This window comes from Roseomonas sp. 18066 (assembly GCF_902706185.1).
In the GTDB taxonomy this organism is placed as follows: Bacteria; Pseudomonadota; Alphaproteobacteria; order Acetobacterales; family Acetobacteraceae; genus Pseudoroseomonas.
In genome coordinates this window covers 1-17,676 of sequence record NZ_CACSJM010000042.1, presented here as the reverse complement: position 1 = coordinate 17,676, position 17,676 = coordinate 1, and the positions used below count along the sequence as shown (strand labels likewise).

At 69.4% G+C, this 17,676-nt stretch carries 14 protein-coding genes and 1 pseudogene; 11 read left to right on the top strand and 4 right to left on the bottom strand.

Going from position 1 to position 17,676, the window contains the following annotated elements:
* Position 1: 1 nt before the first annotated feature.
* From rpmE to GVN67_RS10850, 5 genes are all read left to right on the top strand, one after another.
* Positions 2–229: a 50S ribosomal protein L31 gene (gene rpmE, locus GVN67_RS10870; RefSeq protein ID WP_159995710.1), complete on the top strand. Its 228-nt coding sequence runs from the start codon at positions 2–4 to the stop codon at positions 227–229.
* A gap of 221 nt (positions 230–450) precedes the next feature.
* Positions 451–927, top strand: a complete 477-nt coding sequence (locus GVN67_RS10865; RefSeq protein ID WP_159995708.1) for an Hsp20 family protein — start codon at positions 451–453, stop codon at positions 925–927.
* 145 nt (positions 928–1,072) lie between these two features.
* Entirely contained in the window at positions 1,073–2,227 is a 1,155-nt protein-coding gene (locus GVN67_RS10860) for an MFS transporter (RefSeq protein ID WP_159995706.1), read from the top strand.
* 244 nt (positions 2,228–2,471) lie between these two features.
* Positions 2,472–3,797: a DEAD/DEAH box helicase gene (locus GVN67_RS10855; RefSeq protein ID WP_235035233.1), complete on the top strand. Its 1,326-nt coding sequence runs from the start codon at positions 2,472–2,474 to the stop codon at positions 3,795–3,797.
* A gap of 128 nt (positions 3,798–3,925) precedes the next feature.
* Positions 3,926–5,113, top strand: a complete 1,188-nt coding sequence (locus GVN67_RS10850; RefSeq protein WP_159995704.1) for a M20 aminoacylase family protein — start codon at positions 3,926–3,928, stop codon at positions 5,111–5,113.
* A gap of 42 nt (positions 5,114–5,155) precedes the next feature.
* On the opposite strand, the gene GVN67_RS10845 is transcribed toward GVN67_RS10850, so the two are convergent.
* The gene (locus tag GVN67_RS10845) at positions 5,156–6,976 is read right to left on the bottom strand and encodes an alpha/beta hydrolase (protein WP_159995702.1); all 1,821 of its coding nucleotides are present in this window, start codon (positions 6,974–6,976) and stop codon (positions 5,156–5,158) included.
* A gap of 250 nt (positions 6,977–7,226) precedes the next feature.
* Between GVN67_RS10845 and GVN67_RS10840 the strand changes: the two genes are divergently transcribed.
* The 5 genes from GVN67_RS10840 to recJ all read left to right on the top strand — a co-directional run bounded on the left by GVN67_RS10840 (position 7,227) and on the right by recJ (position 13,291).
* On the top strand, positions 7,227–7,826 hold the full coding sequence (locus tag GVN67_RS10840; RefSeq protein WP_159995700.1) for a hypothetical protein: 600 nt from the start codon (positions 7,227–7,229) through the stop codon (positions 7,824–7,826).
* 100 nt (positions 7,827–7,926) lie between these two features.
* Positions 7,927–9,159, top strand: coding sequence for an LL-diaminopimelate aminotransferase (locus tag GVN67_RS10835; RefSeq protein WP_159995698.1), 1,233 nt, complete (start codon positions 7,927–7,929; stop codon positions 9,157–9,159).
* Complete coding sequence (locus GVN67_RS10830) at positions 9,156–10,448, top strand: homoserine dehydrogenase (protein WP_159995696.1); 1,293 nt, start codon at positions 9,156–9,158, stop codon at positions 10,446–10,448. Before GVN67_RS10835 ends, GVN67_RS10830 begins: the two co-directional genes overlap by 4 nt.
* 76 nt (positions 10,449–10,524) lie before the next feature.
* On the top strand, positions 10,525–11,505 hold the full coding sequence (gene glpX / locus GVN67_RS10825; RefSeq protein ID WP_159995694.1) for a class II fructose-bisphosphatase: 981 nt from the start codon (positions 10,525–10,527) through the stop codon (positions 11,503–11,505).
* Positions 11,495–13,291, top strand: a complete 1,797-nt coding sequence (gene recJ / locus GVN67_RS10820) for a single-stranded-DNA-specific exonuclease RecJ (protein ID WP_235035232.1) — start codon at positions 11,495–11,497, stop codon at positions 13,289–13,291. Before glpX ends, recJ begins: the two co-directional genes overlap by 11 nt.
* A 27-nt stretch (positions 13,292–13,318) precedes the next feature.
* Here the strand turns inward: recJ and GVN67_RS10815 are convergent.
* A pseudogene (locus tag GVN67_RS10815) lies at positions 13,319–14,257 on the bottom strand (IS630 family transposase); the annotation flags it as partial.
* Between the two features lie 566 nt (positions 14,258–14,823).
* Positions 14,824–16,026, bottom strand: coding sequence for a hypothetical protein (locus GVN67_RS10810; protein ID WP_159995692.1), 1,203 nt, complete (start codon positions 16,024–16,026; stop codon positions 14,824–14,826).
* A gap of 205 nt (positions 16,027–16,231) precedes the next feature.
* On the opposite strand from GVN67_RS10810, the gene GVN67_RS10805 reads away from it, so the two are divergent.
* A protein-coding gene (locus GVN67_RS10805; protein ID WP_159995690.1) for an IS5 family transposase occupies positions 16,232–16,992 on the top strand; the annotation gives its coding sequence in 2 pieces (ribosomal slippage) (positions 16,232–16,570 and positions 16,573–16,992; 759 coding nt in all).
* Between the two features lie 351 nt (positions 16,993–17,343).
* Here the strand turns inward: GVN67_RS10805 and GVN67_RS10800 are convergent.
* Positions 17,344–17,676: hypothetical protein (locus tag GVN67_RS10800; protein WP_408906351.1), on the bottom strand; the 333-nt coding region annotated here is incomplete at its 5' end.

Below are 17,676 nucleotides of genomic sequence, written 5' to 3'. Positions count from 1 at the left end.
CATGAAGCCCAACATTCATCCCGAATACCACGAGATCAACATCATCATGACCGATGGGACGACGTTCAAGACGAAGTCCTGCATGGGCAAGGCTGGTGATACGCTGCGTCTGGACATCGACCCGAAGTCCCACCCGGCCTGGACCGGCGTGCAGCGCGTGATGGACACCGGCGGCCAGATCGCCAAGTTCAACAAGCGCTTCGCCGGCATCGGCGCCCGCAAGGCCTGAGCCTGCGGGCCGCCCCCTGCGCCCCTGGCGCGGGATGCTGCCGAAAAAAAACGCCGTCCCTCGCTTGAAGCGGGGGGCGGCGTTTTCCATTTGGAGCTGTGTCAGCGGCGCCCGGTAGCGGGGCCGCCGGCGTGATCCACCAGGCCTTGGGCTGCCCGATCGGGGGCCCGTTCCAGCCGGGATCGCCACGCAACGGACCCTTGCTTTTGAGGAGTGTCCCCATGACCAGCTTCGACACCGCCCCGCTGTTCCGCACCGCCATCGGCTTCGACCGGCTGACCCGCCTGCTCGACCAGGCGCGCAACACCGCGGACAGCAATGCCTATCCCCCCTACAATATCGAGCGCACCGCCGAGGACGCCTATGTTCTGACCATGGCGGTCGCCGGCTTCGGCCCGGGGGATCTCGAGATCAATGCCCAGGACAATGTCCTGGTGGTGACCGGCAAGGCTGCGCCGGCCGAGGGCCAGGATCGCCGCTTCCTCTATCGCGGCATCGCCGGCCGCGCCTTCGAGCGCCGCTTCGTGCTCGCCGACCATATCCAGGTGCAGGGCGCGGACCTCGCCAATGGCCTGCTGCATGTGGCGCTGAAGCGCGAGGTGCCCGAGGCGCTGAAGCCCCGCCGCATCGAGATCGCGACGACGGCGCCGCGCCAGCCGGTGATCGAGGGCGACAGCCAGCAGCCGCTGGCCGCGTAACCTCGGCCGGGATTTGTCTGGATGATGCGGCCGGGGTGGCGACACCCCGGCCGTTTTTGCGTGCGGCCGTAGCGGGCAGGGGGTTGCGGGGCGCGGTGCGGCGCCGGAAGCTGGTGGCCTTCCTGCCCCGGACTGCCCCGCCTTCATGTTCCAGGATCGCCAGAAAGCCACCACGGTCACCGCGCTGGGCATCGCCCAGACGCTGGCCTGGGCGTCCTCCTATTACCTGCCGGCGATCCTGGCCCGGCCGATGGCGGCCGAGCTCGGCCTGTCCAGCTCCACCATCTATGCCTGGTTCTCCGGCGCGCTGCTGCTGACGGCGCTGCTCGGGCCGGTGGTCGGGCGCGCGATCGACCGCCGCGGCGGCCGGCCGGTGCTGGCGCTGTCCAACCTGGTCTTCGCCGCCGGCCTGGTCCTGATCGGCACGGCGCAAAGCCAGGCCTGGATGGGCGCCGGCTGGCTGGTGCTGGGCGTGGCCATGGCGATGGGGCTGTATGACGCGGCCTTCGCCACGCTGGCCGGCCTCTATGGCGCCCTGGCCAAGGGGCCGATCACCGGGGTGACGCTCTTCGCCGGCTTCGCCTCCACCATCGGCTGGCCGCTGACCACCTTCCTCGAGGCCGAGATCGGCTGGCGCGGCGCCTGCCTGGCCTGGGCCGGGCTGCAACTGCTGCTGGGCCTGCCGCTGAACCGGCTGCTGGTGCCGCCCGCCCCGCCGCCGGCGCCGAAATCGGCCGCGGCGGGCGAGGCGGCGGCGGCGGCCCCGCATGCCATGTGGGTCATCGGCTTCGTCTTCGCCGCCACCGGCATCGTCACCGCCGCCATCGCCGCGCACCAGCCGGCGCTGCTGGCCGCGGCCGGCGCCTCGCCGGAGCTGGCGCTGCTGGCCGCGGCGCTGACCGGCCCGGCCCAGGTGGGGGCGCGGCTGCTGCAATTCGGGCTGCTCGGCAACCTGCACCCGCTCTGGACCTCGCGCTTCGCCTGCGTGGCGCAGGGGCTCGGGACCGTGGCGCTGATCGTCCTGGGCGGGCCGGCGGCGGTCGCCTTCACCCTGCTCTATGGCGCCGGCAACGGGCTGCACACCATCGCCCGCGGCACCCTGCCGCTGGCGGTCTTCGGCCCGGTGGGCTTCGGCCAGCGCCAGGGGCTGCTCTCCGCCCCGGCGCGGCTGCTGCAGGCCGGCGCGCCCCTGGCCTTCGGCCTGCTGCTGGAGGGGGCCGGCGCCCTGGCCGCGCTGACCGCCATCATCGCCCTGTGCCTGGCCGCCTTCGCCGCGCTTTTCGCGCTGCGGGTGCGCTGACGCCGCGGGGCTCGACCCCTCTTCGCACTTGCGGAATGCGGGGCGGACGCGCATATGAGCGCCGTCGGCATCGTGATGGATCTGATCCAGGGTGATTCCGGCGCGCTTTGGTCGCGTGAACGGTAGGCTCGCTCTTCAAGCGGCCGCCCAGGCCAGGGCCCCGGGCTTTACGCCCCCGGAACTCTCCCTCGGTACGACCCATCCACGCGGGGCGTCCTGACCCGCCCCCGGCGCGGCCTCAGGCATGCGCCCGATTCTGGATGTCTCGATGACCGACTTCGCTTCCCTCGGCCTGGCCGAACCCCTGCTGCGCGCCCTGGTGGCCGAGGGCTACACCACCCCCACCCCGATCCAGGCCGAGGCGATCCCGCTGGTGCTGCAGGGCCGCGACCTGCTGGGCATCGCCCAGACCGGCACCGGCAAGACCGCCGCCTTCGCCCTGCCGCTGCTGCATCACCTGGCCGACCGCAAGGCGCCGGCCCCGCGTGGCGGCTGCCGCGCCCTGATCCTGTCGCCGACGCGCGAGCTCGCCTCGCAGATCCACGAGAACGTCCGCAGCTACGGCCGCTTCCTCGGCCTGACCTCGACCGTCGTCTTCGGCGGCGTCGGCGCCAAGCCGCAGATCCGCGACCTGGCCCGTGGCGTCGACATCCTGGTGGCCACCCCGGGCCGGCTGCTCGACCATGTCCAGCATGGCGCCTGCCGCCTGCAGGGCGTCGAGGTGCTGGTGCTCGACGAGGCCGACCAGATGCTGGACCGCGGCTTCTGGCCGGCGATCCGCAAGCTGACCGGCATGATGTCGAAGAACCGGCAGACGCTGTTCTTCAGCGCCACCATGCCGGCCGAGATCGCCAAGATCGCCAACGAGATGCTGAAGGAGCCGGCGCGGGTCTCGGTGACCCCGGTGGCCTCCACCGCCGAGCGCGTCGAGCAGAAGCTGATCCACATCGATGCCAGCCAGAAGCGCATCCTGCTGACCGAGCTGCTGCGCCAGCCCAGCATCGGCCGCGCCCTGGTCTTCGCCCGCACCAAGCACGGCGCCGACCGCGTGGTGAAGCACCTGAACACCGAGGGCATCAACGCCCACGCCATCCATGGCGACCGCAGCCAGGGCCAGCGCGAGCGCGCCCTGTCCGAGTTCCGCACCGGCCGCGCGCCGATCCTGGTGGCGACCGACATCGCCAGCCGCGGCATCGACGTCGACGGCGTGACGCATGTCTTCCAGTTCGACCTGCCCGACACCCCCGAGGCCTATGTCCACCGCATCGGCCGCACCGCCCGCGCCGGCGCCTCGGGCGAGGCCATCACCTTCTGCGCGCCGGACGAGGTCGCGAAGCTGAAGGCGGTGGAGAAGCTGATCGCCATGCGCATCCCGGCCGAGGACCGCCGCAGCGACGCCGGCCGCGCCGAGGCCGCGTCCGTGGTGCCGAAGGCCAAGCCGAAGCCGCGTGGCCGCCGTCCCGGTGGCGCCCCCGGGGGCGCGCCGCGCAGCGGCGGTCCGCGCACGCCGATGGCGGCGGGCGCCGGCGGTGGTGATGGGCCGCGTCGTCGGCCGATGGCGGCGCGCTAAGCAAAGCAAGCGAAGGCCGGGGGGATAGTATCCCCCCGGACCCCGCCTTCATAAAATCGACCCGGACAGGTTGCCCAAGCAACCCAACAGGGACAGGCTCCCGGCACCACAAAGCTGGACCAGCCGCAATGCCGAGCGAAAACGACAACCGCGTCGAGACCATCTCCACCGACGCGACCGAATGGCGCCGCCACCTGCACGCCAATCCCGAGCTGTCCTTCCAGGAATTCAAGACCAGCGACTTCGTCGCCGAGAAGCTCGCGAGCTGGGGCATCGAGGTGACCCGCGGCATCGCCGGCACCGGCCTGGTCGGCACCCTGCGCGGCAAGGGCCGCGGCAACGCCCCCCGCGCCATCGGCCTGCGCGCCGACATGGACGCCCTGCCGATGACCGAGGCCACCGGCCTCGGCTATGCCAGCCAGACCCCTGGCGTCATGCATGCCTGCGGCCATGACGGCCACACCACCATGCTGCTGGGCGCGGCCCGCTACCTCGCCGAGACCCGCGACTTCGACGGCACCGTCCACTTCATCTTCCAGCCCGCCGAGGAAGCCGGCGGTGGCGGCCGGGTGATGGTCGAGGAAGGCCTGTTCACCCGCTTCCCCTGCGACGCCGTCTTCGGCATCCACAATGATTCCGCCATGCCGCTGGGCAAGTTCACCGTCACCCGCGGCATCACCAACGCCGCCGCCGACACCGTGACCATGCGCATCCAGGGCCTGGGCGGCCATGCCGCGCGGCCGCATGCGGCGATCGACCCGGTGCTGGTCGCCAGCCACGTGGTCGTGGCGCTGCAGAGCGTCGTCGCCCGCCGCGTCGACCCGCTGGATTCGGCGGTGCTGTCGCTCTGCAGCATCCATGGCGGCACCGCCTGCAACGTCATCCCCGACGAGGTCGTCATCCAGGGCACCATCCGCACCCTGAAGCCCGCCACCCGCGACGCCATGCAGCGCCTGCTGACCCAGGTGGCGACCGCGACCGCCGAGGCGCATGGCGCCAGCATCGTCATCGACTACGAGCGCGGCTATCCGTCGGTGGTCAACAGCGACGCCCCGGTCGAGCGCGCCCGCCTGGCCGCGGTGGCGCTGTCCGGCGAGGACCAGCTGATCCGCGAGCGCAACCCGACCATGGGCGGCGAGGACTTTTCTTATATGGCCAACACGGTGCCGGGCTGCTTCATCCGGCTGGGCCAGGTGGATGACGACAAGAAGTTCCCCGTCCACCATGTGAAGTACGACTTCAACGACCGGCTGCTGCCGACCGGCATCGCCTTCTGGGCCTCGCTGGTCGAGCAGGAGCTGGCGCCGCAGGATTGAGCCACGGGGGGAGCGGACAGCGTCCGCTCCCCCCGCAAGACATCAATCCGTGGCGATGACCCTGACATAGCTGCCGGGCGCTTCTTCCAGCGCCGGCAGCCCGCCGCTGCCGGGGATGCGCGCCGGCACCTGCGCCTTGTCCAGCGCCGAGGCCCAGCGGTGCCAGTCCGGCCACCAGGACCCGGCCAGCTCGGTGGCGCCGGCGAACCAGGCATCGGGCTCCGGCGGCTGGCTCTCGGCCACCCAATGGCTGTACTTGCCCGATTCCGGCGGATTGGCGACGCCGGCGATATGGCCGGAGGCGGCCAGGACGAAGCGCACCGGCCCCTGGTAGATCTGCGTCGCGCGATAGGTGCTCTTCCAGGGCGCGATATGGTCTTCCCGGGTCGACAGGATATAGGCCGGCACCTTGATCTTGGTCAGGTCCAGCGGCACGCCGCCCAGCGTCACCGCGCCCGGCTTCACCAGGTCGTTCTGCTGGTACATGCGGCGCAGGTAGAAGCTGTGCATCGCCGCCGGCATGCGGGTGCTGTCGTCGTTCCAGTAGAGCAGGTCGAAGGGGAAGGGCTCCTGCCCCAGCAGGTAGTTCTGCACCACGAAGGACCAGATCAGGTCGTTGGCCCGCAGCATGTTGAAGGTGGTGGCCATCTCCCGCCCCTCCAGGTAGCCGCGCTTCTGCATGCGGTCCTCGAGCGACTGCAGCTGCTCCTCGTCGATGAAGACCGACAGCTCCCCGGCCTCGGCGAAGTCGACCATGGTGGTGAAGAAGGTCGCCGACTTGATCCGCGTGTCCTTCTTCGCCGCCATATGCGCCAGCGTGGACGCCAGCAGCGTGCCGCCCAGGCAATAGCCGATGGCGTTGATGGCCTTTTCGCCGGTCGCCTGCTGGATGGCGTCCAGCGCGGCATAGACGCCGTCGGTCATGTAGTCGTCGAAGCTTTTCTGGGCCAGCGTCTCGTCCGGATTGACCCAGGAGACCATGAACACCGTATGCCCCTGGGCCACCGCCCAACGGACAAAGCTGTTCTTCGGGCGCAGGTCGAGGATGTAGAACTTGTTGATCCAGGGCGGCACGATCAGCAGCGGCCGCTTCAGCACCGTCTCGGTGGCCGGGCTGTACTGGATCAGCTGCATCAGCGCGTTCTGGAAGACAACCTTGCCCGGCGAGACGGCGATGTTCTCGCCGATCTTGAACTTGCTCTCGTCGGTGGTGCGGATGCGCAGCTTGCCCTTGCCGCGCTCCAGGTCCGACAGCAGGTTCTGCAACCCGCGCAGCAGGTTCTCGCCGCCGGTCTCGGCGGTGCGGCGCAGCACTTCCGGATTGGTCATCAGGAAGTTGGACGGGCTCATCGCGTCGACGAATTGCCGGGTGTAGAAATCGACCTTCTGGGCGGTCTTCGGCTTCAGGTCGTCCGCCGCATGCGCGACGTTCGTGAAGTAGCGGGCCGAGAGCAGGTAGGACTGCTTGATAAAGTCGAAAACCTCGTTCTCGCGCCAGGCCTCGTCCTTGAAGCGGCGGTCCTTCGGGTCCTCGGCGATCACCGGGTTGACCTCGCCATCGCCCCACATGCGCCGGGCGGTGTTCTGCCACAGCGTCAGATAGTCCTGCCAGAAGCCGAGCTGCGCCTGCACCAGCCGCGCCGGATTGGCCATCAGCCGCGCCGTCATCTCCATGAAGGCGCTGCCGATATGGCTGGGGTCGGGGCTGCCGGGGGTCGCCTCCGCCTCGCTGCCCTGGCGCTTCAGGAAATCGGCGACGATGCGCTGCCCGCGCTCCGCCACATCGGCCATGGTGCGCGACACCAGAGCGGGATCCGGCATGCGGAAGGCGGCCGGGTCCTGGGGGGTGTCGTCCTGAGCCATGCGTTCCTCCGCGCCATCGGCGCCGCTGCTGTCCTGGTAATCTGACCGCGCTCGAATGGCGCCTTGGGGCTTGCGCCCCCCGCATCATGGCCGCAGCCGGCGGTGAAAGCCATTCTTCTGGGTCAATCTTCGCGGCGGGCCCGGACAGGGCGCCTGCCGCCGCACTTTCGCGCCCCCCCGCTTTCGGGCTAATCCCCGAGGGAGGCCCCGGGACGTCCTCGGCGCGCCTGGGTGAAAGGGCCGCACAGCGATGCAGCAGATGACCGAGCCGGGCCGCAGGCCGCGCGCCGCGACGCGGATCGTGGCCTTGGCGCTGCTGGCCGCCCCGCTGCTGGCTGCCTGCGTCGGCTCCCCGGCCGAGGGGCCGCGCGAATTCTGGAACAACGCCTTCGGCGAGCCGCTGCAGGGTCGCCCCCTGCCGCCGGGCACCGACGGCGCCTATCCCAACCTGGCCTCGGTGCCGCCGCAGCCGCCGCGCGGCACCGCCTCGGCCCGGGAGGCGCTGTCGGCGGCGCTGGCCGAGGCGCGCGGCCAGTCGCGCGAGCCGGTCGTCGCCGGCCGCCCGGTGCCGCCGCCGCCCGCCGGTGGCCAGGGCGACACCGCCATCCCGCTGAACCCGCCGACGCCGCCGCGCCTGGCCAGCGCGCCCCCGATCCGGCCGATGGCGCCGGGCGAGGGCAACCTGCCCAGCGACCCGGCCCTGCCGGCCGATCCCGGCCGCGCGCCCGGCCTGCCGCCGGCCGAGATGCTGGCGCCGTCCCCGGGTGGCCCGCCGCCGCCGGCCCGCGGGCTGGGCCCGGCGCCCGCCGCCCCCGATCCGGCAGGGGTGCCGCCGCCGCCGCGGCTCTGACGCCACGCTTCCGGGGCGGCCCCTCCCGCCAGGGGGCGATCTGCCCTATCCTGGCGCCGTCGCGCCGTCTTTTCTCGTCGTCTCTATTGGACATCAGGTCATGACCGAGGACTTCCACCGCATCCGCCGCCTGCCACCCTATGTCTTCGCCGAGGTGAACCAGGCAAAGGCCAAGGCACGCGCCGCCGCGGAGGACATCGTCGACCTGGGCATGGGCAATCCGGACAGCCCGACGCCGCCGCATATCGTGGCCAAGCTGATCGAGGCGGTGCAGAACCCCGACACCCATGGCTATTCGGCCTCCAAGGGCATCCCCGGGCTGCGCCGGGCGCTGGCCGGCTACTATGCCCGCCGCTTCGATGTCGAGCTCGACCCCGAGACCGAGGTGGTGGCGACGCTGGGCTCGAAGGAAGGCCTGGCCAACCTGGCGGCCGCCATCTCCTCGCCGGGCGACACCATCCTGGTGCCCAACCCGAGCTACCCGATCCACCAGTTCGGCTTCATCATCGCCGGCGCCTCGGTGCGCAGCGTGCCGCACACGCCGGACGAGACCATGCTGCAGGCGCTGGACCGCGCCGTGCGCCATTCGGTGCCCAAGCCCACGGCGCTGATCATCAACTACCCGTCCAACCCGACCGGGCTGATGGCCGAGCTCGATTTCTACCGCGAGATCGTCGCCTTCGCGAAGAAGCACGAGATCTTCGTGCTGAGCGACCTGGCCTATGCCGAGCTCTACTATGGCGACCGGGTGCCGCCCTCGATCCTGCAGGTGCCGGGCGCCAAGGATATCGCGGTGGAATTCACCTCGATGTCGAAGACCTACAACATGGCCGGCTGGCGCATGGGCTTCGCGGCCGGCAACCGCCGCCTCATCTCGGCGCTGACCCGGGTGAAGTCCTACCTCGACTACGGCGCCTTCACGCCGATCCAGGTCGCCTCCACCGCGGCGCTGAACGGGCCGCAGGACTGCATCGACGACATGCGCAAGCTGTATCGCGAGCGCCGCGACGTGCTGGTCAAGGGCCTGAAGCAGGCCGGTTGGGACGTCCCCGTGCCCGAGGCCGGCATGTTCGTCTGGGCCGAGATCCCCGAGCGCTTCCGCGCCCTGGGCTCGGTCGAGTTCAGCAAGCTGCTGCTGGCGAAGGCCAAGGTCGCCGTCGCCCCGGGCCTCGGCTTCGGCGAGCATGGCGACACCCATGTCCGCATCGCCATGGTCGAGAACACCCACCGCATCCGCCAGGCGCTGCGCGGCATCCGCAGCTTCCTGGCCACCGACAATGGCGGGCCCGTCGCGGCCGCCGATTCCGCTCCCGCTGAACTGGTAAAAGAATGACCCGTCCGCTTTCCGTCGCGGTCGCCGGCCTGGGTACGGTCGGCGCCGGCCTGCTCACCCTGCTGCGCGACAATGCCGAGCTGATCGCCGCCCGCGCCGGCCGCCCGATCGTCGTCACCGCCGTCGCCGCGCGCGAGCGCAACCGCGACCGCGGCGTCTCGCTCGAGGGGCTGCGCTGGTACGAGGACCCGGTGGCCATGGCCGCCGACGCCCAGGCCGATGTCATCGTCGAGCTGATCGGCGGCAGCGAGGGCCCGGCCCGCGCTTTGGTCGAGGCCGCGCTGGCCGCCGGCAAGCCGGTGGTCACCGCCAACAAGGCGCTGCTGGCGCTGCATGGCACGGCGCTCGCCGCCCGGGCCGAGGCCTCCGGCGCGACGCTCGCCTATGAGGCGGCGGTGGCCGGCGGCATCCCGGCGATCAAGGCGCTGCGCGAGGGGCTGGCGGCGAACGGCATCCGCCGCGTCACCGGCATCCTGAACGGCACCTGCAACTACATCCTGACCTGCATGCGCGAGCAGGGCCGCGAATTCGGCGACGTGCTCGCCGAGGCGCAGAAGCTCGGCTATGCCGAGGCCGACCCGTCCTTCGACATCGACGGCATCGACGCGGCGCACAAGCTGGCGATCCTGGCGGCGCTGGCCTTTGGCCGGCCGGTGGATTTCCCGGCGGTGCATGTCGAGGGCATCCGCGCCATCTCGGCGCTGGACATCCGGCTGGCCGACCAGCTCGGCTACCGCATCAAGCTGCTGGGCATCGCCGAGCGCACCGAGGGCGGCGTCGCCACCCGCGTCCACCCCTGCATGGTGCCGGCCAGCCACCCGATCGCCCGCGTCGACGGCGTCTTCAACGCGGTGGTGGCCGAGGGCGATTTCGTCGGCCGCGTCGTGCTGGAAGGCCGCGGCGCCGGCGCCGGCCCCACCGCCAGCGCGGTCGCCGCCGACCTGATCGACATCGCCCGCGGCCGCTCCACGCCGGTCTGGGGCGCCGCGGGCCCGGCGCTGAAGGCGATCCCCGCCGAGCCGATGGCGGCGCATCACGGCGCCTACTACCTGCGGCTGATGGTGCTGGACCGCCCGGGCGTCATCGCCGATGTCACCGGCGTGCTGCGCGACCATGGCGTCAGCCTGGAATCGATGATCCAGCGCGGCCGCGCCCCCGGCGAGGCGGTGCCGGTGGTGCTGACCACCCATGCCTGCCGTGAATCCTCGATGCGCGAGGCGCTGGCCCGGATCGCCGGGCTGGAGGCGGTGCTGGAGCCGCCGGCGCTGATCCGCATCGAAACCCTCTGACGAGCGTTATGTGACGAGCGTTACCGGGGCAGTTGACGCTGCCCCGGCCAGATCCCGGGCCCAAACAGGAGCTTCCATGCGCGACACCATCCCCGTCGACCGCAACCTCGCCCTCGAGCTGGTGCGGGTCACCGAGGCGGCGGCGCTGGCCGCCAGCCGCTGGATCGGCCGCGGCGACAAGAACGCGGCCGATGGCGCGGCGGTGGACGCCATGCGCCGCGCCTTCGACACGGTCGCCATCAGCGGCACCGTCGTCATCGGCGAGGGCGAGATGGACGAGGCGCCGATGCTGTTCATCGGCGAGAAGATCGGCAGCGGCGGCCCCCGGGTCGATATCGCCGTCGATCCGCTGGAAGGCACCAATATCTGCGCCACCGGCGGGCCGAACTCGATCGCGACGCTCGCGGTCGCCGAGGATGGCGGCTTCCTGCACGCCCCCGACATCTACATGGACAAGATCGCGGTGGGCCCGGGCCTGCCGGCCGGCATCGTCGACCTGGACGCCTCGGTCGAGGAGAACCTGCGCGAGCTGGCGAAGGCCAAGAAAAGCGAGATCAACGACCTCGTCGTCTGCATCCTGGGCCGCGACCGGCACAAGGACATCATCAAGGCCTGCCGCGCCGCCGGCGCCCGCATCATGCTGATCCCGGATGGCGACGTCGCCGGCGTCATCGCGGTCAGCCAGCCGGAAGCCGGCGTGGACCTGTATCTGGGCTCGGGCGGCGCGCCGGAAGGCGTGCTGTCGGCGGCCGCGCTGCGCTGCATCGGCGGCCAGATGCAGGGCCGCCTGCTCTACGAGGATGACAGCCAGCTGGCCCGCGCCCGCGAGATGGGCCTGACCGACCCGCACCAGAAGCTGTCGGCCGAGGACATGGCCAAGGGCGACGTGATGTTCGCGGCGACCGGCGTCACCTCCGGCCCGATGCTGCGCGGCGTCCGCCGCACCTCGGCCGCGGCCTACACGCATTCGATCATCATGCGCAGCAAGACCGGCACCGTCCGCTACATCGAGGCGCACCACAACTTCTCCCTGAAGCCCAGCGCCTTTGTCGATTGACCTGACCACGAGCGAGACGGGGGAGGGGGCGGTGCTGGGCGTCGCCCGCTCCGCCCTCGGCCGGCGCTGGGTCTGGCGCCAGGGCGATGCCCGCATCGGCATGGCAATCGCCCAGCGCCTGGAGCTGCCGGAGCTGCTGGGCCAGCTGCTGGCTGCCCGCGGCGTCGGCACCGACCAGGCCGCGCTGTTCCTGGAGCCGACGCTGCGGGCGCTGATGCCCGACCCCGCCGTGCTGATCGACATGGACCGCGCCAGCGCCCGGCTGGCCCAGGCGGTGCGCGACGGCGAGCAGGTGGCGGTCTTCGGCGACTATGACGTCGACGGCGCCTGCGCCGGCGCGCTGATGGTGCGCTTCCTGCGCGAGCTCGGCTGCCGGGTGCGCGCCTATGTCCCCGACCGGCTGAAGGAAGGCTACGGCCCCAACCCGACTGCCGTCGCCGCCCTCTGCGCCGAGGGCGCCACCCTGCTGGTCTGCGTCGATTGCGGCATCGCGGCGCATACCGCGCTGGCCGCCGCCGAGGGCCGCGCCGATGTGGTGGTCCTCGACCACCACAAGGCCGAGGGCCCGGTGCCGGTGGTGGCCGCGGCCGTCAACCCGAACCGGCTGGATTGCGAATCCGGCCTGCGCCATCTCTGCGCCGCGGCGGTGGGCTTCATGGCCGCGGTCGCGACGCTGCGCGAGCTGCGCCGCAGCGGCTTCTTCGCGGATCGCGCGCCGCCGGACCTGCTGGGCTTCCTCGACCTGGTGGCGCTGGCCACCGTCTGCGACGTCATGCCGCTGGTGGGGCTCAACCGCGCCTTCGTCACGCAAGGCCTGAAGGTGATGGCCCGCGGCGAGCGCCCCGGCATCGCCGCCCTGCTGGAGGTCGCCCAGGCGCGCGACGCGCCCTCGGCCTATTCGCTGGGCTTCCTGCTCGGCCCGCGCATCAACGCCTCGGGGCGCATCGGCGAGCCGGATCTGGGGCTGCGCCTGCTGGCCTGCGACGACCCGGTGGAAGCCCGCGTCATGGCCGAGCGCCTCGACCTGGTGAACCGCCGTCGCCAGGAGGTGGAAAGCGAGGTCCTGGCCGCCGCCTTCGCCCAGGCCGAGGCCCAGGCCGAAGCCGGCCACCCGGCGCTGCTGATCGTCGGCGAAGGCTGGCACCCCGGCGTCGTCGGCATCGTCGCCGGGCGGGTGAAGGAAAAGTTCAACCGTCCAACCTGCGTGGCGGGGGTGTCCGAGGGCATCGCCAAGGGATCCGGCCGGTCGGTGGCCGGCGTCGACCTGGGCGCGGCCATCATCGCCGCGCGGCAATCGGGGATGCTGGCCACCGGCGGCGGCCATGCCATGGCGGCCGGCTTCTCCTTCAGCGTCGACCGGCGGGAAGACTTCCACGCCTTCCTCAACGAGCGCCTGGCCCATGCCGCCGAGCTGCCCGGCAGCGCCGACCTGGTGGTCGACGGCACCCTGCTGCTGCCGGCGGCGAATGCGGCGCTCGCCCAGCAGGTGGCGCGCCTCGGCCCCTTCGGCGCCGGCAACGAGGAGCCGATCTTCGTCTTCCCGCGTGTCCGCATCGCCCGCGCCGACCGGGTGGGCAAGGAAGGCAACACCATCCGCGCCTTCCTGGAAGGCGAGGGCGGCGGACGCCTGAAGGCGGTGTCCTTCCGCGCCAAGGAAGGCCCGCTGGCGGAGCTGCTGCTGAACAGCCGTGGCAGCCCGGTGCACCTGGCCGGCGCCTTGCGCGCCGAGACTTGGAACGGTTCCACCAGCGCCAGCCTGCATGTGCAGGACGGGGCGGCGGCATAGAGCCTTTTGCGATTGGATTGACGCAGCAGGATCATAGCCTGAGTTTGTAAGGTAGTTGGCGCAGTCGCTTGGACGGAATTGATCGAGCAATGCGCCGGCGCATCGCCAAGTCGCCTTGATGGAGCGCGTGCAAGCCTTGCGCAGCAAGGTCTTGAGCTTGGCAAAGACCTGCTCGATCGGGTTCAGGTCCGGGCTTTAGGCGGTAGGAACAGTAGATGGGCGCCGGCTTTCCGGATCGTTCGGTGGACGGCCTGGCCGTTAGGGCTGCCCAGATTGTCGAGGATGGCGATGTCGCCCGCCGTCAGCCCCGGCACCAGGAAATGCTTGAAATAAGCCTGGAAAAGCGTGCTGCTGACAGGGCCGTCCAGCACGCAGGGCGTGTCGATCCGGTCGTGGCGAAGGACGGCCAAGAAGGTCAGGGTCTTCCAGTGGCCGTGCGGCGCCCGGTCTTGAGCGCGCTGGCCGCGCGGCCCCCAGCCATGGGTTCGCACCATGATGGTCTTGACCCAGGTCTCGTCGATGAAGACCAGACGGCTTGGGTCAATCAGCGCCTGATGTCGGCGCCAGCGAGCCCGCTTGCGCGCCACGTCCGGCCGGTCCGCTCGGCGGCCAGCACGGTTTTTTTGAAGCTGATCCCCTCGGCCTTGAAGAAGCGCGAGAGGATGCTGGGACCGGCTCGCACCCCATCCTCGCCCAGCAGTTGCCGGCACAGCGACAGCAGTGTCAGGCTGGACTGGCCGTCGCCTGTGCCAGCAGCCAAGCACGATGCCGGCGCACCGCGGAAGGTCGGTGCCCACCCGTGCCGTGGTCCTGGCGGCTGCCGCTCCGCTCAAAATGCTGCACCCACTTGATCGCCGAGGAGGCGCTGACGCCAAACCGCCGCGCCGCCGGTTGCCGGCTCTCCTCGCCTCTCGTCACCGTGTTAATCACGCGGTTGCGCAGATCCTGCGAACTGGCCCTCGCCATGATGGCTGCTCCCTCATCAGCCATCCCGTCGAATCACATGATGAACGGCAAGGGAACCTAACGATGCAGCCTATTCGCAAGCGGCTCCGAGGCGGAGGTGTCGTTGCCGGCTGGCGAGAGAGCTGGTCAGCCAGGGCATTCCATCGTCGGATGGATGAAGGCAAAATGCTCTGGGACTTCGTCTGATCGCATGATCAAGGTTTTCGATGCTTCCACCTCAAGCCTTTCACCCCCCCCCCAGGGCCGCGACGCCTTGTTGGGAAGGTTTCGCCGCGGAGTGCGGTGCCAGCAGGGTTGAAATCGTTTTGGCTGACACAGTCGCAGGTCCAGCAGGCTGCCTTTCCCAACCTTTCGCGAACATGCCGCCTGCGTGCCTGCGTGCCTGCGTGCCTGCGTGAGGCGGTCCACGATCGCTTCATCGCAGTGGCCGCAACTGCCTTCCCGTCCTTCGTCAAGGCTAGAGGCGTTGCGCCGTTATCGTACCTCTTGTCGAAGCGACGTCCGACGGCACTCCACGTGCTTCCGGCGATCAACGACGCATGGCCCAAGCGTGGCGCTGTGCCGCCTCACTTGGCTTCCACACGGGGTGCATCGGTGGATTTGACGAGAGAGCCGTCCCCCGGCCCCAGGCCGACAAAATACTCAATAACTTTCTCGACTAAGCGCTGAAAATCATCGCCCTTGACGCGAATGCCCGGCTTCGCTGCCTCCGCCAGCAGAGAACCGGTCAGCTCCTTGCGCTGCTTGATGATCTCCAGCACGCGAATGGCTGACAATGCGGCGCGATGGCTATCCGCCATTTCCGCAAACCAAGTCACGTTCCGCGTATCTTGAGCCACCGAACGCCTGAAGATCTCGACAACGGTTTCCAGAGCATTGCGTCCGGGCGCGTCGACCTTGCGCGCCAGACGGATGAGGCCGCAAACCAGAATTGACAGGCAGTAATTATAGCCATGAGTAATCACGAATCGGCTAGAATTACGATAAGTATCTAGAATGATTTCCAGACAATTTTCGGCCTTCAAGGGTTCCGAATTATGGATATAGAAGTGCCAGAGGCAAGTATTCACTGATATGAAAAGGTGATCTTTGTCGCTTCGGACGCCCGTCTTTCCCGGATCCATTCGGGAGATGGCGCCGAATACGAGCTGGAGCATGGCGGACGGCACCACCAGATCCCCAGTGCTCCTAAGCTCAATCGACTTGTAGATGTAGATGACGAACGAGTTGACGATATAGCCAAGCACTTCCGGATCAACGTGATCGAGCTTGTTCTCGTGATCGGCCAGCACCTGCCGCGCCGAAAAGCGGACAGTGGCCGGGTCCTTATGACGGCGGCGGTCGAAGCTGATATGGTCGCGGTACTCCGCGACGCTATTGGGCAGTAAGAAGTCCAGTTCTGCGTCCCTGGTCGCCCAAGGGACTTTTGTGGACGCCTCATCGAGAAACACGACGCGGATGGATCGGTAGAGAACAGACGGATCCAACACGAACGACCGATCGATCTTGATCTTGGACCGTGCCATCCGGGAGCGGGTCTTGTCAGACAAGCGCCCCGTAAGATTGTTCAAATAGACCGTCGCGGCTTCGGTGGCCGGATCTTCCATCAGCCGATGCTCGGCGCCGTCACGATCAACGGCAATTGCCGAAATGCGGCCGGCATTCACCGACCCGCCCAGGCACCTGACATTCAGGCGGTCGCCGCTCACGCAAGCCAGGGCCCGGGCGTGCGGATCGATGTCCGGAACGGTGTCTGCGTTCTGATCCATTATCGCCTCGAGATCCTCTACCGCAGCTTGCTCTCTAGCTTGACTGGGCGAAGAGTGCCACTCAACTGCTGATCGATTGGCCGGAGAGATTTGACTGGCTGAGGGTGCTTCACAGAACCCGTCAGCCTGGGGGCTGTAGACTCTTTGGATTCCCAGCTGGGCGGATAAGTGATTCAAGACTGTCTACTGGTGCGAGGGGGCAGCGTTGGATGCTTTGGATCGGCTGGTACCGAGCGACGGGATGTGGGCTCGGATGGCGCCGCATATCATTGGCGAAGAGCGGAGCCGCGGCACATCCGGCCGGGACAATCGGATGTTCGTCGAGGGCGTCCTCTGGATCGTCCGGACCGGGTCGCCCTGGCGCGACCTGCCGGAGGTCTTCGGCGATTGGAACAGCGTGTTTCGTCGGTTCAGCCGCTGGAGCCGGAAGGGCGTCTGGCATCGCATCTTCGAAGCGATGGCCGGCGATCCAGACTGCGAGTGCCTGATCGTCGACAGCACCGTCGTCCGCGCCCACCAGCATGCTGCGGGGGCAAGAAAGGGGAGTCTGAAGATCAGGCCCTTGGCCGCTCCCGCGGCGGCTTGAGCACCAAGATCCACTTGGCCGTCCGTGGCCTGGGCGGCCCGGTGCGCTTCATCATCACCGCTGGTCAGCGTGGGGATTGTCCTCAAGCCTACGATCTGATCGACGACCTTCCGGCGGAGATCTTCCTGGCGGATACCTCTTACGATTCTGACAAACTGCGCAGCGTCGCCGGAAAAGGCGCCCTCGCCGTCATCCCAAACAACCCGTCCCGCGTCCGCAAGCACAGTTTGGACAAGCATCTCTACGCCCAGCGCCATCTGGTCGAGTGCTGTTTCTTCAAGCTCAAGCAGTTCCGCCGCATCGCCACTCGCTACGACAAAACGGCGAGGAGCTACCTCGCCGTCATCACCATCGCCGCGACCGTTCTCTGGTCACGATAAATGTCCACAGAGCCTGGGGTGGGGATGGGCACGCGGAGGCTGGCGGAGAATGCTGCGGCTCCGCGGGCCGGTGGTTGCGGGTCTAGGCACTCCGAACGGGAAAGCGCCTCACAGGGTTCGAAACTTGTGGCCGGCCTGATCCGGGCACGCAGTTGTGATCAATGCCGATGAAAGCGGCCTGATTATTGTCGAGCGTCGTGAAGGCCAGTTCCGGCCGGAAAAGCTGCCAATCCGATAGTCGCGTGGCCATCGCGGATCCTCAGCCAATGTCTGCCCTGCCGGCGGTGCGATGCGCTGCAGCGTACCACCCAACGGCTGACCCACTCCGGCGACGGCATCAGGTGGGCGCAGTCAAAGCGCCAGCCCCGCCGCCAGCAGCGCCTGGCGGGCCGCCTTCAGCGCCGCCAGCGCATTGTCGCCGTGGCGCCTGGCGGCGGCGTTGTCGGCATCGACCTCGTCCATCATGTCGCCGGCCGATTCGATGCCGGCCTGCAGCTGCTCTTCCATCTCGCCGAGCTTTTCCTTCAGCTCGATGCGGCGATCGGCGCTGGCCCCGTCGAGCCAGGCTTTCACCATGCCCTCCACCTCGCGCCGCATGCGCTCGGGCGCTGAGGGCCGCGCCGCCAGGTCGGCCAGCTTCTGCAGCGCCGGGCGGGTCTTGATGGGCTCGGGCCGGGGGTCGGC

Bases quoted from the DNA above. Each gene is read 5' to 3' on its own strand.
- GVN67_RS10865 (WP_159995708.1), top strand. From the start codon at position 451: ATGACCAGCTTCGACACCGCCCCGCTGTTCCGCACCGCCATCGGCTTC.
- GVN67_RS10835 (WP_159995698.1), top strand. From the start codon at position 7,927: ATGACCGAGGACTTCCACCGCATCCGCCGCCTGCCACCCTATGTCTTC.
- GVN67_RS10840 (WP_159995700.1), top strand. From the start codon at position 7,227: ATGCAGCAGATGACCGAGCCGGGCCGCAGGCCGCGCGCCGCGACGCGG.
- glpX (WP_159995694.1), top strand. From the start codon at position 10,525: ATGCGCGACACCATCCCCGTCGACCGCAACCTCGCCCTCGAGCTGGTG.
- GVN67_RS10855 (WP_235035233.1), top strand. From the start codon at position 2,472: ATGCGCCCGATTCTGGATGTCTCGATGACCGACTTCGCTTCCCTCGGC.
- GVN67_RS10810 (WP_159995692.1), bottom strand. From the start codon at position 16,026: ATGGATCAGAACGCAGACACCGTTCCGGACATCGATCCGCACGCCCGG.
- GVN67_RS10845 (WP_159995702.1), bottom strand. From the start codon at position 6,976: ATGGCTCAGGACGACACCCCCCAGGACCCGGCCGCCTTCCGCATGCCG.
- GVN67_RS10830 (WP_159995696.1), top strand. From the start codon at position 9,156: ATGACCCGTCCGCTTTCCGTCGCGGTCGCCGGCCTGGGTACGGTCGGC.
- GVN67_RS10850 (WP_159995704.1), top strand. From the start codon at position 3,926: ATGCCGAGCGAAAACGACAACCGCGTCGAGACCATCTCCACCGACGCG.
- rpmE (WP_159995710.1), top strand. From the start codon at position 2: ATGAAGCCCAACATTCATCCCGAATACCACGAGATCAACATCATCATG.
- GVN67_RS10860 (WP_159995706.1), top strand. From the start codon at position 1,073: ATGTTCCAGGATCGCCAGAAAGCCACCACGGTCACCGCGCTGGGCATC.